Here is a 14,710-nt window from a genome sequence, read left to right as displayed (position 1 = left end):
AACTTTGTTAAACTTTAACAGTTTAAAATCTATTATCACCATCCAACAAATCTCCTAAACCTCCCAGAATACTACCTTCTCCTTTGTCCTTGCCTCCAACTCTTGGTGCAGAAGCTAAAACTCTACCTGCCAATCGACTAAATGGCAATGACTGTACAAAAACGGTTCCTGGTCCTTGAAGTTTAGCAAAAAACAAGCCTTCACCACCAAATACAGTATTCTTTATCCCTCCAACAAATTCAATGTCGTAGTTCACGGTCTGATCAAAACCCACAATACACCCAGTATCAACTCTTAATGTTTCTCCTGCCAATAGTTCTTTTTTAGCCATAGTACCCCCAGCATGCACAAAAGCCATTCCATCACCTTCTAATTTTTGCATAATAAAACCTTCACCACCAAAAAGACCTCGACCTAATTTTTTAGAAAACTCAATACCAACGCTTACCCCTTTAGCAGCACATAGAAATGCATCTTTCTGACAAATAAATTTACCGCCAAACTCGGTTAAATCTATTGGTATAATTTTACCGGGGTACGGCGATGCAAACGACACATTTCGCTTACCTACTAAATTATTATAAAAAGCTGTCATAAATAAGCTCTCGCCAGTTAATATACGTTTTCCTGCCCCAAGTATTTTTCCCAGAAAACCACTATCTTTTTGAGATCCATCACCAAATATGGTTTCCATTTTTATACCATCATCCATCATCATAAAACTTCCTGCTTCGGCTACCACACCTTCTTGCGGATCGAGTTCAATTTCTACGTATTGCATTTCTTCTCCGTAAATTCTATAGTCAATTTCGTGTGCTGTCATTTTTTATGTTTTTTGTTAATTTGCTTATATGTTGATTTGTTTTGTATTTTGTTACAAAGTTTTACAAATTCCAATTAGCGCTAAAAAGTATTTCATAGAATTTTCTTAGAGATACGTGAGGTTTTTATGGAACTAAACAACTTAATACTGCGACTGAATTCTGGCGACTTAAAAGTAAAAAGCTAGCTTTTTACTTTTATACTCCATTCAAAATTAAATGTTGAAACTACAATGCCATTCTCGTTCACGCCAACTGATTTCATCCAAATTGTTACCCCTTCGCCAGTTTCAATGGTTTTTTTCAATGCCTCATCTATTAAATGTCCGTCTTCACATGTAAAAGTGATTCTACCTGTTGCCTTTTTTGTAAAGGTGCTGTTGTTAGAGGCTACAAGCATAGAAATTCTTTCGTTACATTCCTGAATCTTAGCCATGACAATTGCACCTGTAGATAATTCTGCTGCCATACCTTGTACTACCCAATACATTGATTTAAAAGGATTTTGATTAATCCATCTATGTTTAACTGTTACTGTACATTTCTCAGAATCTAAATATTTTGCCCTAACTCCACAAAGGTAAGCTGAAGGCAATTTAAATATATTGAAAGTATTTATTTTACTGGGAGTCATCACCATAATTCATATATTTTATTCGAATGTATTGAAAAAAATTCAATCTAAATAATGTTAAATTTATGTTAAATTTTAGTACTATGCGTAACAAAGTACCTTTTTTTAGACATATATTTGCATAAGAAACTATTATATGTTTTAATCAATCATAAAAAATCATGCTAGATAATCATCAAAAAAACATCGCTACTTTTATTCACCTTTCTACATTTAGTAGGTTTATTATTCCTTTTGGAAACTTTATTGGCCCTATTATATTGTGGGTCGCTAATAAAGAAAAATCCGAATTTATAGACAGCCATGGGAAACAGGCTATCAATTTCCAAATGAGTATTTTTCTATATGCTGTTATTATAGGTACACTTACTATTCCATTTTTTATTTTTAAAGTATTTAATGGAATCGATTTTATTGATTTTAATAGCTTTCATGATTTCCATATTAATATAGGCAAACCCTCTCCTCTACTTTACATTGGTGGTGGATTAGGTGTATTAGCTATAATCGGTTTTATTATAGAATTAGCTTTAATAGTAGTTGCAAGTCTAAAAGCAAGAGATGGTCAGCTTTACAAGTATCCTTTAACAATCAATTTTTTAAAATAAATTTCATCAAAATAATCATCAATCACATCAATCAAAAAATGAACAGTTTCACAATATTAAAACGCTTTAGAATATGAAATGAGCCACTAAAACCTTTAAATAATTAATCAAAGTTTAATGCGAGTTACATTTTACTTCTAAAACAATAAAATACAACAAATGAAAATAGAAAACACAAAAGCACAAATGCGTAAAGGAGTTCTTGAATTCTGCATACTATCGGTGTTAAAAGACAATGACGCGTATGTAGCAGAAATTTTGGACACACTTAAAGACGCTAAGTTGCTAGTAGTTGAAGGAACTATTTATCCTTTGCTCACGCGACTTAAAAACGCGGGACTTTTAAATTACAGATGGGAAGAATCCACATCTGGACCACCAAGAAAGTATTATGGTTTAACCGAAACAGGTAAACTATTTTTAAAAGAATTGAATACAACTTGGAGTGAATTACACAATGCAGTAACAATAGTAACAAGTCAAAAAACAACAAAAAAATGAATAAAACAGTCAACATAAATTTAGCAGGTATATTTTTTCACATAGATGAAGATGCGTACTTAAAATTACAACGCTATCTTGAGGCTATAAAACGTTCATTTACCGACTCTCAAGGTCGATCTGAAATTATAGCTGATATAGAGGCTCGTATTGCCGAACTCTTTAGTGACCGTGTACAAAACGACAAACAAGTTATTAGAATAAAAGAAGTAGACGAAGTCATTTCAATTATGGGACAACCAGAAGATTATTTGGTTGACGATGAGATTTTTGAAGATGAACCTAAAACTTCATATAGAGCCAAATCGGCACCTTCAAGAAAATTATTTAGAGACACAGACAACTCTTATATTGGTGGTGTATCCTCTGGATTAGCACATTATTTTGGCATCGATACTATTTGGGTGCGTCTTGCTTGGATTGTATTAATTTTTGGAGCTGGAACAGGTATCCTATTATACATTTTGCTTTGGGTATTAGTACCTGAAGCAAAAACTACTGCTGAAAAAATAATGATGACAGGCGAACCTGTGAACATTAGTAACATCGAAAAAAAAATTAAAGATGGATTTGAAAGCGTAACAGATGTTGCCAAAAATGTAGGCGACTCTGTTGGAGCCGCAGCAAAAAATGTTAGTGATACTGTATCAAATGCGGCCAAAAATGTCGATTTAAAAAAACCAGCAAATTCAATAAAATCGTCATCAAAAACTTTTTTTGATACACTAGGAGATGTTATTATGTTTTTCTTTAAGGTATTCGCCAAATTTATAGGTGTTCTCTTAATGATTATTGGAGCTTCTACTCTAATAGCCTTAATTATAGCTTTATTTTCTTTAGGTGTTGCAGACATAATTCATATCCCAGGTCTTGACATGGTAGATATTGTGAATGCTGGAGATACACCCGTGTGGCTAGTTTCTTTATTAACGTTTTTTGCAGTGGGTGTTCCGTTCTTTTTCTTATTCTATTTAGGATTAAAGATTCTAATTAACAACTTAAAATCTATTGGTAATATTGCGAAATTCACCTTACTTGGGGTTTGGCTTATTTCAATTATAGGTTTAGTGGTTGTTGGTGTGCGTCAAGCAAGTGAACACGCTTTTGATGAGTCTGTAATTGAAAAAAACGAACTCAATATAAAAGCAAATGATACCCTTAGCGTAAAAATGATAACAAACGATTTATTTGAGACATCTGGGTATAGGAATAATGATTCTTTTAGAATTGCACATAATGAAGATGGCGAAAAGACTATTTATTCTTCAGATATAAGAATTGTTGTTAGATCAACTTCCGACTCAATTGGGAAACTAATAATTGATAAAAATGCAGATGGAAGAAGTTATGAAACAGCTATAGAGCGAGCTAAAAATATTAATTATAATTATACGATTAATGATAATGAAATACAGCTTGATTCTTATTTAAACACAGACACTAAAAACAAATTTAGCGATCAAGAAGTTGTTGCTTTTTTATATCTACCAGAAGGTGCTATTGTTAATTTTAGCAACAATACAAAGTCATATCTACACTACCGAAGATATAATAATACCATTGTAACTTCAAATGATGTAAATCAGTATTTAAAAATTCTTGATGAAGATATTGAATGTTTAGATTGCCCAGAAGAAGATACGTTTGAAGTAGATGTCGATATTAAAAATGAGGGCTCTGGTCTAAAAATAAACAATGAAGGGGTTGAAGTTAAATTAGATAGTGCGAGTTTAAAGATTAACGCAAACGGAATAAAAGGAGAAACCGAAAATGTTAATATGAAAATTAGCGAGGAAGGCGTTTCCATAAAATCTGAAGACAACTAACAATTCATCATAAAAAATCAACAGCTCAGAAATTTATGCTTTAAGCTAAACGTAATAGTATAGATATTTGAACAATAAATTAATAATCATCAAAAAACGAACAGTTATGACAACTCTAGCCAAAATTATAGTAACCACATTACTTAGTTTAACATTATTTTCCTGCAACTTCGATATGAACTTCAACACTGGGGTTCGAGGTAATGGAAACGTTGAAACCGAAGAAAGATTAGTAGACAAATCTTTTACAACTATCCATGCATCCGAAGGTCTAGATGTATATTTAACCCAAAGCGATGAAGAGAGTATCGCAGTTGAAGCAGACGAAAATCTTCATTCACTTATTTTAACAGAAATTGAGGATGGAATTTTAAAAATTCACACTAAAGAAAATATAGGAAAGGCGTCAGCTAAGAAAATACATATAAGCTTCAAAGATATTTCTAAAATTGTTTCCACAAGTGGTAGTGATGTTCATTCAACAAACACCATTTCCGTGGAGCGTTTAGAATTAAAATCAACGAGTGGTAGTGATATGAATTTAGAGATTAATACAAATACTTTAGATTGTAAATCAACGAGTGGTAGTGATATGCGACTTTCAGGGCAAACAGAAAAGCTTATTGCCGAAGCAACCAGTGGAAGTGATATAAAGGCAGGTGATTTAATGGCTGAATCTAGCCAGGTAAAAGCCACAAGTGGTGCAGACATTACAGTAAATACCTCTAAAGAACTTACAGCAAAAGCTACCAGCGGTGGTGATATTAAATATTATGGAAATCCAGAAAAAGTAGATAAATCTGATGGTGTTTCTGGTAGTATCAAGAAAAAATAACCAACAACCAATAACCAACTAGTTTTAAGCCATTTCAAACTTTATCTAAAGTTTGGAGTGGTTTTTGTTTTATATTTGTTATAATCAATTCATTATTATGACAAATAAAAAAGTACTCTTCACATTTCTTATGCCTTTATTATTTTCTTCTACAGTAATAGCTCAAAATGGAGAAAAAATAAAAGGTAATAGAAGCGTTATAACCAAACAGACTGATATAGGTGCATTCCATACCATTGTACTAGATGAAGATTTTAAAGTTGAAATTATTTACAATAAAAACCCATCTGTTGAAATTGAAACAGATGAAAACCTACACGATGTTATTGAATTTAAAGTTAGTGACAGTATACTTACTTTCAATAAGAACATGAGAATTGTATCTAAAAAACGATTAAATATACGAGTAGCTTACAACAATATTTTTAGACATATTGAAACTACTGATAATGCAGAAATAAATTCACTCACAACAGTCAACATAAAAAATGGTACTTTAAAAACTACCGGATCTTCAAATGCTGCCTTAACGATTAGCACAAATAGTTTTGACTTTGAGGCAAGCGAAAAGTCTAAGGTTAAATTAAATCTCACATCCAAAAGTTGTTCTATTAACATGTTTGGAAGTTCAAAATTAGAAGCTCTAATTAATGCTCCAAATACAAAGGCTACTTTATTTCAACGTGCCGATGCGAATGTAGAAGGTGTAAGTAAAACTGCAGACATCGATTTAGATAATAACGCACGATTTAATGGTAAAAACTTCACTATTAATACTTGTAATATTATTTGTGAAATAAGTAGCGATGCTTATCTGGAAGTGTTAGACAGTATAACTATTGAAGCTGCTGGTTCTAGCTCAATTTACTTATACGAAAACCCTAAAATTATTATCAATAAACTTACAGATACCTCTAAGCTTCAAAAGAAAATTAAGTAAACTTAGATTAGTCGGGATGACAGAACTAACTAGTACAATATAAAGCATTCAATATCAATATTTTAACGCTATTAATTCAGTATGATTCACCGAAATGTACACTAAAGTCAAAAAGAACTATTTAAAAACAAAATTGTTTGTTTTTGCTATCATAAAGATACAAATTTTATTAATACTAATGAAATTATGTCTTTTGATAATATTTACTAAATACTAAAAACAAAATCCCACATAATAACCATGCTGGCAGTGTTACAAAAGACAAAAAAACATCAAATTGAACAGATATAAAATAAAATATTCCGAAACTAATCAACCATGCATAGAACACGGACTTATTAAAAGTAATGCCAGTTACTTCTGCGTAATTTTTAGTAATACCAATCTTTTTAGCAAAGAAATGCTCAAACACGATGATCGCTCCAAACGGTGCTAAAATGAAACCATATAGTGCTACAAAACCTAAAAGCTTCATTGCGAAAGCAGGAAATAAACCCGCTATTGTAGCTACTGTTCCTGCAAGTATTGTCACTTTAGCTGTTGATAGTTTTGGCAAAATAGCCTGAAATGCTAATCCAGCTCTATAAATTGTTGGGTTAGCTGTTGTCCAACCTGCTAATACTACGGCAATAATTCCAAAAATACCTATGGCATTATTTGCTAGAGGTCCTGGAGCTACTGGAGGCGCATCGCCTACACTTAAAAAAGCTTGTGCTTCTGGAGATTTTAAATAAACTGCATATAATAAAGCTGCAGCTATCCAAGCCATATAATGCCCTACATACATTCCTGCCGCTGTTGCCCATCCTGCTTTTGCTTTTTTAGCAAATCTAAATACCGATAAATCAGACATTCCAATATGCATAGCCCCATTAGCAAACCATGACCAGATAACGACATGCCAAAATGTGAATTTTATTTGTCCTGGAAATGGATCCGCGCCTTCTCCCCAAATATTCCAGAAATCAGAAAAACTACTTACACCCAATTGATTAAGTGCTACAATACCACAGACTATAAACGCAACAACAATAAATGGAGACATCCAGTTAGCTGCTTTTGTTACGGTATCATATCCACGTGCCGCAATTATTGATATAACAGCACCAATGAGTATAACTATAATAACCCAAGTAAGTCCATTGGGCATGGTATCAGTTAATTTAGGCATGGGCATATCAAATGGAATACCAACCGCAGTAGCTGAAACAGTAATCATAGAGCCTGCCAAAAAACAGAACAGAATACCGTTGGCTAAATTATAACCAGTAACTAATTTTTTTCCACATATTTTTTCTAATTGAAAATATAACGTCAATCTGTTTTTAACTCCGATTTCTGCCGTTAAAAACCGCCAGCTTAAAACAGCAAGCAAATTTCCTATCAGCAATCCTATAATCAAATCAAAAGCACTAACACCAGCAGTTAAAAATAATGGGCCAATCATAAATTCTGTTCCAGCTGCATGCTCTCCTGCGTACATACCTATAAAACTTTTCCAACCTTTTAATTTTGACTGTGGTACTGGGATTCTTTCAAATTCTCCTCCAGACATTTCTTCTAAAATGTCTTCTTCTCTATGATATTGTGTCATAATTTTGGTTTAGTTAGTTTTTTACTAATTGTTGAATATTATATATCTACTTATGAAATTAATTAAATCGTTTTTACGAAAGTATACCGTACTAATTAAAACTCTATCCAGTACTGTGCCGTATATATTGACTAGGAAACAAAAAAGCACAACCAAAATACTTAGTTGAGCAATAATATATGTAATTGGATATTAATAATACTTTGCATACACTACACGTGTATGTAAATACTCCTCCATACCATGTTTTCCATCAGCACCACCTACTCCAGATTTTTTCCAACCAGCGTGAAAACCTTGAATAGCTTCAAAGTGCTCTCTGTTTACATAAGTTTCACCAAAATGCAAACCATTTGTCGCACGCATAATATTATTATAACTTTTTGAAAATATGGATGACGTTAATCCAAATTGACAATCATTAGATAATGCAATAGCTTCATCTAAGGTATCAAATTTCATAACTGGTAATACGGGTCCAAAAACTTCTTCTTGAATAATTTCGGACTGTTGTGAAACATTCGTTAAAAGTGTTGGTTCGTAGAAATAACCTCTATCAAATTTTTCATGACGCTTACCGCCTACTAAAACTTCAGCACCTTCCTTTTTAGCAAATTCAACCATCTCAGAAATTTTATCGATCTGAGATTTAGATACTAAACTACTCATGTCTGCATTTACACCTGTTAAAGCATCTTCAACAGTAACTTGACTCATTTTTTTAGTTATTTTATCAACAAACTCGTCGTAAATACTATCATCTACATAAACGCGTTCTGCACAGTTACAAACTTGTCCGCTAAAAATAACTTTTGATGCTACTATTGAGTTAACCGCTAATTCCATATTCGCATCTGCACAAACAATTGCTGGCGCTTTTCCTCCTAATTCTAAGGATACTTTAGTAATATTTTCAGCAGCTGCTGTTATAATTTGCTGACCTGCACCAACACTTCCTGTTAAGCTAATAATTCCTGTAATGGGGCTTTTTGAAAGTGCGTTACCAACCGTTCTTCCTGCTCCACAAACAAAATTCAAAACACCAGCAGGTAAATCAATTTTTTGAATAAAATCTGCAAACTCCATGACTGTATTTGGTGCTTCAGAACTAGGTTTTATAACACATGTGTTTCCAGTGATTAAAGAGGCCGCCACTTTTCTAGCCATTACGAAAAACGGGAAATTCCAAGGACAAATACCTACAGCGACTCCAATTGGCACTTTATGAAGGTAAATGTGTTCTTTTTCACGATCACTTTGAATAATTTCTCCTTCAATACGTCTTGCCCAACCGGCATTATAGTCAAAATAATCTGCTGTTACATCAATTTCAACTTGAGCTAAACCAATAACTTTGGCTTGCTCTTTTGACAATGTCTCAGCTAAAAACACTCTATTTTCTCTAATAACATCAGCCATTTTATGTAAAAAACTCGCTCTTTGTATTGCTGGTAATGCTTCCCATGCTGGCTGAGCTGCCTGAGCTGCTTCAAGTGCATGATTTGCATCTTCAATGGTGCCTGTAGAAATGGTACTTATCACTTCTTCGGTACAAGGATTTAATATTTCAATTACTCCTGTAGCCTTCGAGTCTACAAATTGCCCGTTTATAAATTGCTTGTAATGTTTCATGTTGTTTTAGTTGAATTAATATTTTTTTAATGTGTCATCTAATGGTTAAAAGCCCATTTAAATATTTGGTTTCATCATTTACGTACGCTAATCAAATAAAATACAGGTTATTTAATCAAATGATTAGGGAAATCCGTTGTCTGCTCGCAGCACAGTTGTTCCATGACCTGTTGAAGTTCTGTTTTTAATAGTGATATAGTATGATTTCCTCCTTTTTTACCTAGCGCAGATACGCCGTACATAAAAGAGCGCCCCATAAAAGTAAACTTAGCACCACTAGCCATAGCTCTTGCTACATCAGGACCTGAGCGGATACCACTGTCCATCATCACTTCTATTTGATCGCCATATTTCTCAGCAATTGTTGTTAATGGTTTGATGGTTGATTGTCCAGCATCCAATTGACGTCCGCCATGGTTAGACACTATAATACCGTCAATACCTAAACGTATGGCTTCTTCAGCATCATACTCCGAAGCCACGCCTTTAAGCACTAGCTTTCCTTTCCACATATCGCGAATTGGTTTTATTTTTTCTTCGTTTAATCGACCACTAAACGTGTCATCCATAAACTTACCCAATTGGGTTAAATCTAAACCTTTAGGCATATAAGGTTTTAAAACCTCAAAATTTGGAATACCGTGTTTTAGGGTTTGTAAACTCCAATCTGGTCGTCCAATAGCTTGTAAAATATTACTCAGATTCATTTTTGGTGGCATGGCCAATCCGTTTCTTATATCCCTTGGTCTAAAACCAAACGTCGGTACATCGCAAAGAATAACTAAAACTGGACATTCTGCAGCTTGTGCACGGTTAATAATATCATCTCTTAAAGCATTCTCTGTGGGATGGTATAATTGAAACCAAGCCTTACCTTCAGTAAGTTCACTCGCACGTTCTATACTGGTAGTAGTAACCGTACTAAGAATAAAAGGAATATTATGCTCAAAAGCTGCTTTAGCTAAAATTTCTGGTGCATTAGGCCACATTAAACCTTGCAGACCTACAGGTGCTATTCCAAAAGGAGCATCATACTCTATACCAAACAATTTTGTTTTTAAGGATGATCCATGATGCGTTCTTAAATAGTTTGGCTTAAGTTGAACGTCTCTTAATTCTGAAGTATTTCGAATGAGGTTAACATCCTCATTGCACCCACCATCCAAATATTCGAAAGCAAATTTAGGTATCTTCATTTGAGCTTTGATTCTCAAGTCATCAATAGAGGGGTAACGCGTATCAATCTTTATAGCCATAGTGTTTTTTTATGATAAAAACTTTTTTCTTAAATCTTCTACTTGTTCGTCATTAATAGGCACCATTTCTCCTAAAGAATTCCCTAGAACAATTGATTTAGCACTAAACTCAGCAACTTCCAAATAATCAAAAGTTTGCAATAACTTATCACCAGTTATAATCACTGAGTCATTTTCAATAATTAAAGCGGTAGCACAGTTATCAACGATTTCTGAGTTGTTATTTTTTCTAAAATGGTCACCGTATTTTACAGTATTAATATCTTGTAAAAAGATCCAACTTTCAGGAATGGTACGTACATTTAAATATTCTCCTGTAACCCCAAAGGCCATTAAATATGGTGATTGTGTCATGATAATAGAATTTACTTCCGGGTTACGATTGTAAATTTCTTGATGAATCCAAGTGGCTCTACTCGGTATTTTTCCAGCTTCTCTTTTTCCATCCTTAATTTGAACAATATCATCAATATCTAAGTCCCAACGGTTAATACCTGTTGGCGTAATAAGGAAGTCATTATCTTTCCAACGCATAGATACTGTTCCATAAGAACTAATCATTAAACCTTGCTGACACGAACGTTGTACAATCTTACTTATTTCTAAACGTTTCTCAACCTCGTCAGAAGTATATACCGTACTTTCCATTTCTGGTAAAACTCCTGTAGCTTGGGCTTCAAATTCATCAATTTGAGCATCACTTAAATACTTAGGAGTACCTATTTGAGAACCATATAAAATGGTGCTTGCACAAAATTCTAAAGCTTCAAAACGCTCATAAGCATCGGTTAAATCAGTACCACCTAAAACAGTACCATGATTTTCCATGATAATGGCCATATAGCCTTTTTTAAATTCATCGCCAATAACATCTCCTAAATCTTCACTACCCGGAAGTCTATATTTAGCGTAGCCTATTGGCCCACAAATATGTCTTGCTTGAGAGATGATGTTGGTATTAGGAATTTGACGTACAATACTAAAAGAGACTAATGCCGGTGGATGTGCATGTATTACAGATTTTATATCTGGTCTTGATTCATAAATCGCCTTATGAAATGGAAACTCTGAAGAAGGCTTGTGCTTTCCAACGATGGTACCATCTTTTTTAACGCAAATAATATCTGATGCTCTTAAAGATCCTTTATCTATTGCAGACGGCGTTACCCAAATATCTCCTTTATCATCAATTATAGAAATATTACCACCTGAAGTTGTGGTCATGCCTCTTTTATAAATTCTATCTATAATAACAGTAATCTGATCTCTGGGATGTATTAATTTTATGTTCTTAGACATGTTAATGGATTTGGAAATGAAATTTTTTGAGACTATTATACCTCAATATTGTTTGTTGTTATTTATAATAAATTTACCCACTTACAATAAAAGGCACATGCTTTTTAAGAGCATAATTCTCTTTTAAAAATTTTGAGTTCAGTTTATTATCAGAAATTGAAATGGCTGCGCCTAAGGCAGAACCAAGCGATGCATCTGTGGTACTTAGTTTTTTGTCTCTAAAGTGATGAGATAATAACTTGATATAAATATCATTATTACTGAATCCCCCGTCTACATATATTCGTGCTATACTATTCTCGCCTAAAGCTTCTTTGATGCATTTCATTTGTAAAAACACCAACTCAATCATTAACTGATGATAGGCGTGCTCATACTTATGATAAGATATTTGGGTTGTCGAAGGCATATTTTCATCTACAATACTTTCCCATTTATAACAATGTTTAAAGTCTTGCATGATTTCAAAATACGTATCATAATCAAACTTAACGGTGCGATGGTGATCATCATTAACTCCAAAATGTTTATCAAGCTTAGCTACTTGAAGCTTGTATTCATTACCCAAAAATATACGCGAGGCCTTAACAGGTTTCCCGTTAATCCGCATATAATTAATGGTGTCTTTACTAAAAAGATCATCTGAAATAGGGTTTTCTGTGAACGGGTTGAAAACAATACTCCATGTGCCAGTGGATACTAAAACAAATTTTTTCTTGATGCTTCTTACATAAGGAAGCAATGCTGAAGAACTATCATGAATACCAACACCAATTTTTATGCGATTGCCATTGTAATTCATGTTAATACTTGTTTCGGTAGAAACAATTGGTGGTAATATTTTATCAAAACCTTCATGATATACCCAACTGTGGTAATCCTTTTTTCCATAATCCCATAATGCGGTATGGCAACCTATACTAGTGTATTCGCTTAAAGGAATGCCTGTAAATATGTAACTGAGGTACTGCGGTAAATGCAACGAATATTTTATTTTATTATATACCTCTGGTTTCGTTTTTTTTAACCAATACAACTGCAATCCAGAGTTTAACATACTCAAGTCTACGCAACCGGTAGCTTTAAGAAAAGCTTCTTTTGGACCATAGTCTTCAAAAAATGAAGTTACTACTTCCTCTGGTAACGGTTTGGTATAATTGTATAATGGTGTTAAAGGATTCCCATGTTCATCAATATGCACCAAACTAGCCCCATACGTTGAGAAATTAATAGCTTTAACCTCGTACTCATTTGATTTTAAAATACTATTAAAAACTGCTTTTAGCCATTCTTGTAATGCTGGAAGGTTTTCTGTAGGGTGCCCATTTTCATCTTCTATTTCTTCAAAAGAAATGTACTCTTTATGCACTTCCTTAAAGTTTTTATCAAATAGAAAAAACTTCTTATTGGTTTTACCAATATCAAAAACTGCGGTGACCTTTTTTTTCATACCACAACCATTAAAGTCCTGTAGCTACAGTGTTTTTACCTCTTTCTTTAATAAGCCCGCCTCTAATATCTAAAGCTCTATAAGCCTGTATTGGACTTAAAACACCTCCCGTATTTAAACGCGCTTTTTCAAGTAAAGGTCTCACATCTGTTCTATAAGCTTCTTGCAAAATTTCTTGACATTTTACTACATCATTATTTTCTTGTGCGGCTTTTAATGCGGCTTGATCAATAAGTAATGCTTTGGCATACGCCTCTTGAATAGCTTCCAAAGATTGAATTAAATCTTCCAAAGGATCTTTTACATTATGACTGGCGTCAATCATCCAAGCTAAATCTGGATTTTGAGGATTGTTTTCCATGCCGTATACCAATTCATTAAAAATTAAAAACAAGGCATAAGGTTTGATACTGCCAACCGTCAAATCATCATCGCCGTACTTGCTATCGTTAAAATGAAAACCTCCAAGTTTACCCTTCAATTGCAAAATAGATACAATTTGTTCAATATTACTGTTTGGCAGGTGATGTCCTAGATCTACTAATGTATAGGCTTTTTCACCACATTCATTAGCAAGCATCAAAGAAGCTCCCCAATCTTGAATTACAGTGCTGTAAAAATTAGGTTCGTAAGGCTTGTACTCAATCAGCATTTTCCAGTCATCAGGCACACCTTTATAGATGTCTTTCAAACTGTCTTGTGTGTTTTGAAAAGCGGTTTGAAAATTATTTTGACCAGGAAAACAAGAACCATCTGCCAACCATACGGTCAACGCTTTTGATCCTAATTGGTTTCCAATATTGATGACGTCTAAGTTGTGGGCAATAGCTTGTTCTCTAACAGCCTGACTTGTATTGCTCAATGAACCGTATTTGTAACTCTCCTTTGCGTTTTTTTGATCTTGAAACGTATTTGAATTTACAGCATCAAATGTAATATCTAATGATGATGCCAATTCTTTAATAGCCTTATAATCTTCTGGAACATCCCATGGAATGTGTAAAGAAACAGCCCCTGCAGTTTGCGTAAGCGCATGCAAAACCCCAACATCTTCAATTTTTTGTTCCAAAGTAGAAGGTTCTCCATAACATGAAAAACGTCCAAATCGTGTTCCTCCTGCTCCTAAGGCCCAACTTGGAATGGCCACTTGAAATTTCGCCAATTTTGAAACAATAGTTTCAACATTATGGCCTTTGTTGGTAAGCTGATTCGCTAAAAAGTCGTAATTGTCTTTATGTGAATGAATACCAGAATTATTAAAATCAAGTAATTGTTCTTTTTTTATTTTCATTATTTTATTCTTAAACATTTTAA

General features: G+C 33.6%; 13 protein-coding genes. 5 read left to right on the top strand and 8 right to left on the bottom strand.

Annotated features, from left to right (window positions below):
- Positions 1-22 precede the first annotated feature (22 nt).
- Positions 23-823 carry a TIGR00266 family protein gene (locus tag AC2D6V_RS08845; protein WP_484647735.1) on the bottom strand — a complete coding sequence of 267 codons (801 nt, stop codon included), beginning with the start codon at positions 821-823 and terminating at the stop codon, positions 23-25.
- Between the two features lie 182 nt (positions 824-1,005).
- Complete coding sequence (locus AC2D6V_RS08840; protein WP_484647734.1) at positions 1,006-1,461, bottom strand: DUF4442 domain-containing protein; 456 nt, start codon at positions 1,459-1,461, stop codon at positions 1,006-1,008.
- Between the two features lie 155 nt (positions 1,462-1,616).
- Here AC2D6V_RS08840 and AC2D6V_RS08835 point away from each other — a divergent pair, with 155 nt between their 5' ends.
- The 5 genes from AC2D6V_RS08835 to AC2D6V_RS08815 all read left to right on the top strand — a co-directional run bounded on the left by AC2D6V_RS08835 (position 1,617) and on the right by AC2D6V_RS08815 (position 6,165).
- On the top strand, positions 1,617-2,063 hold the full coding sequence (locus AC2D6V_RS08835) for a DUF4870 domain-containing protein (protein ID WP_484647733.1): 447 nt from the start codon (positions 1,617-1,619) through the stop codon (positions 2,061-2,063).
- Positions 2,064-2,222: 159 nt separating this feature from the next.
- On the top strand, positions 2,223-2,564 hold the full coding sequence (locus tag AC2D6V_RS08830) for a PadR family transcriptional regulator (protein WP_298236659.1): 342 nt from the start codon (positions 2,223-2,225) through the stop codon (positions 2,562-2,564).
- Positions 2,561-4,390 (top strand): PspC domain-containing protein, encoded by a 1,830-nt coding sequence (locus AC2D6V_RS08825; protein WP_484647732.1) that lies wholly within the window; start codon positions 2,561-2,563, stop codon positions 4,388-4,390. The genes AC2D6V_RS08830 and AC2D6V_RS08825 overlap by 4 nt, the downstream gene beginning before the upstream one ends.
- Before the next feature lie 106 nt (positions 4,391-4,496).
- On the top strand, positions 4,497-5,225 hold the full coding sequence (locus AC2D6V_RS08820; RefSeq protein WP_484647731.1) for a head GIN domain-containing protein: 729 nt from the start codon (positions 4,497-4,499) through the stop codon (positions 5,223-5,225).
- A 97-nt stretch (positions 5,226-5,322) separates the two neighbouring features.
- Positions 5,323-6,165 carry a GIN domain-containing protein gene (locus AC2D6V_RS08815; protein ID WP_484647730.1) on the top strand — a complete coding sequence of 281 codons (843 nt, stop codon included), beginning with the start codon at positions 5,323-5,325 and terminating at the stop codon, positions 6,163-6,165.
- A gap of 184 nt (positions 6,166-6,349) precedes the next feature.
- On the opposite strand, the gene AC2D6V_RS08810 is transcribed toward AC2D6V_RS08815, so the two are convergent.
- The 6 genes from AC2D6V_RS08810 to AC2D6V_RS08785 form a co-directional block, all read right to left on the bottom strand.
- Positions 6,350-7,759, bottom strand: coding sequence for a purine-cytosine permease family protein (locus tag AC2D6V_RS08810; protein ID WP_484647729.1), 1,410 nt, complete (start codon positions 7,757-7,759; stop codon positions 6,350-6,352).
- A gap of 192 nt (positions 7,760-7,951) precedes the next feature.
- Positions 7,952-9,391, bottom strand: coding sequence for an aldehyde dehydrogenase (aldA, locus tag AC2D6V_RS08805; RefSeq protein WP_484647728.1), 1,440 nt, complete (start codon positions 9,389-9,391; stop codon positions 7,952-7,954).
- A 107-nt stretch (positions 9,392-9,498) separates the two neighbouring features.
- A complete protein-coding gene (locus AC2D6V_RS08800) occupies positions 9,499-10,647 on the bottom strand; it encodes an alpha-hydroxy acid oxidase (protein ID WP_484647727.1) in 1,149 nt (382 codons plus the stop codon).
- 9 nt (positions 10,648-10,656) lie between these two features.
- Complete coding sequence (locus AC2D6V_RS08795) at positions 10,657-11,946, bottom strand: class II aldolase/adducin family protein (RefSeq protein WP_484647726.1); 1,290 nt, start codon at positions 11,944-11,946, stop codon at positions 10,657-10,659.
- A gap of 73 nt (positions 11,947-12,019) precedes the next feature.
- Positions 12,020-13,396, bottom strand: coding sequence for an FGGY-family carbohydrate kinase (locus tag AC2D6V_RS08790; protein ID WP_484647725.1), 1,377 nt, complete (start codon positions 13,394-13,396; stop codon positions 12,020-12,022).
- Positions 13,397-13,406: 10 nt separating this feature from the next.
- Positions 13,407-14,687, bottom strand: a complete 1,281-nt coding sequence (locus AC2D6V_RS08785) for a sugar isomerase (protein WP_484647723.1) — start codon at positions 14,685-14,687, stop codon at positions 13,407-13,409.
- Between the last annotated feature and the right edge of the window lie 23 nt (positions 14,688-14,710).

The sequence above is a fragment of the Algibacter sp. YIN40 genome (assembly GCF_057219435.1).
This window is presented reverse-complemented; position numbering and strand designations above follow the sequence as displayed.

Excerpts from the sequence above, each read along its gene's own strand:
- AC2D6V_RS08845 (WP_484647735.1), bottom strand. The coding sequence starts at position 823 with ATGACAGCACACGAAATTGACTATAGAATTTACGGAGAAGAAATGCAA.
- AC2D6V_RS08840 (WP_484647734.1), bottom strand. The coding sequence starts at position 1,461 with ATGGTGATGACTCCCAGTAAAATAAATACTTTCAATATATTTAAATTG.
- AC2D6V_RS08835 (WP_484647733.1), top strand. The coding sequence starts at position 1,617 with ATGCTAGATAATCATCAAAAAAACATCGCTACTTTTATTCACCTTTCT.
- AC2D6V_RS08830 (WP_298236659.1), top strand. The coding sequence starts at position 2,223 with ATGAAAATAGAAAACACAAAAGCACAAATGCGTAAAGGAGTTCTTGAA.
- AC2D6V_RS08825 (WP_484647732.1), top strand. The coding sequence starts at position 2,561 with ATGAATAAAACAGTCAACATAAATTTAGCAGGTATATTTTTTCACATA.
- AC2D6V_RS08820 (WP_484647731.1), top strand. The coding sequence starts at position 4,497 with ATGACAACTCTAGCCAAAATTATAGTAACCACATTACTTAGTTTAACA.
- AC2D6V_RS08815 (WP_484647730.1), top strand. The coding sequence starts at position 5,323 with ATGACAAATAAAAAAGTACTCTTCACATTTCTTATGCCTTTATTATTT.
- AC2D6V_RS08810 (WP_484647729.1), bottom strand. The coding sequence starts at position 7,759 with ATGACACAATATCATAGAGAAGAAGACATTTTAGAAGAAATGTCTGGA.
- aldA (WP_484647728.1), bottom strand. The coding sequence starts at position 9,391 with ATGAAACATTACAAGCAATTTATAAACGGGCAATTTGTAGACTCGAAG.
- AC2D6V_RS08800 (WP_484647727.1), bottom strand. The coding sequence starts at position 10,647 with ATGGCTATAAAGATTGATACGCGTTACCCCTCTATTGATGACTTGAGA.
- AC2D6V_RS08795 (WP_484647726.1), bottom strand. The coding sequence starts at position 11,946 with ATGTCTAAGAACATAAAATTAATACATCCCAGAGATCAGATTACTGTT.
- AC2D6V_RS08790 (WP_484647725.1), bottom strand. The coding sequence starts at position 13,396 with ATGAAAAAAAAGGTCACCGCAGTTTTTGATATTGGTAAAACCAATAAG.
- AC2D6V_RS08785 (WP_484647723.1), bottom strand. The coding sequence starts at position 14,687 with ATGAAAATAAAAAAAGAACAATTACTTGATTTTAATAATTCTGGTATT.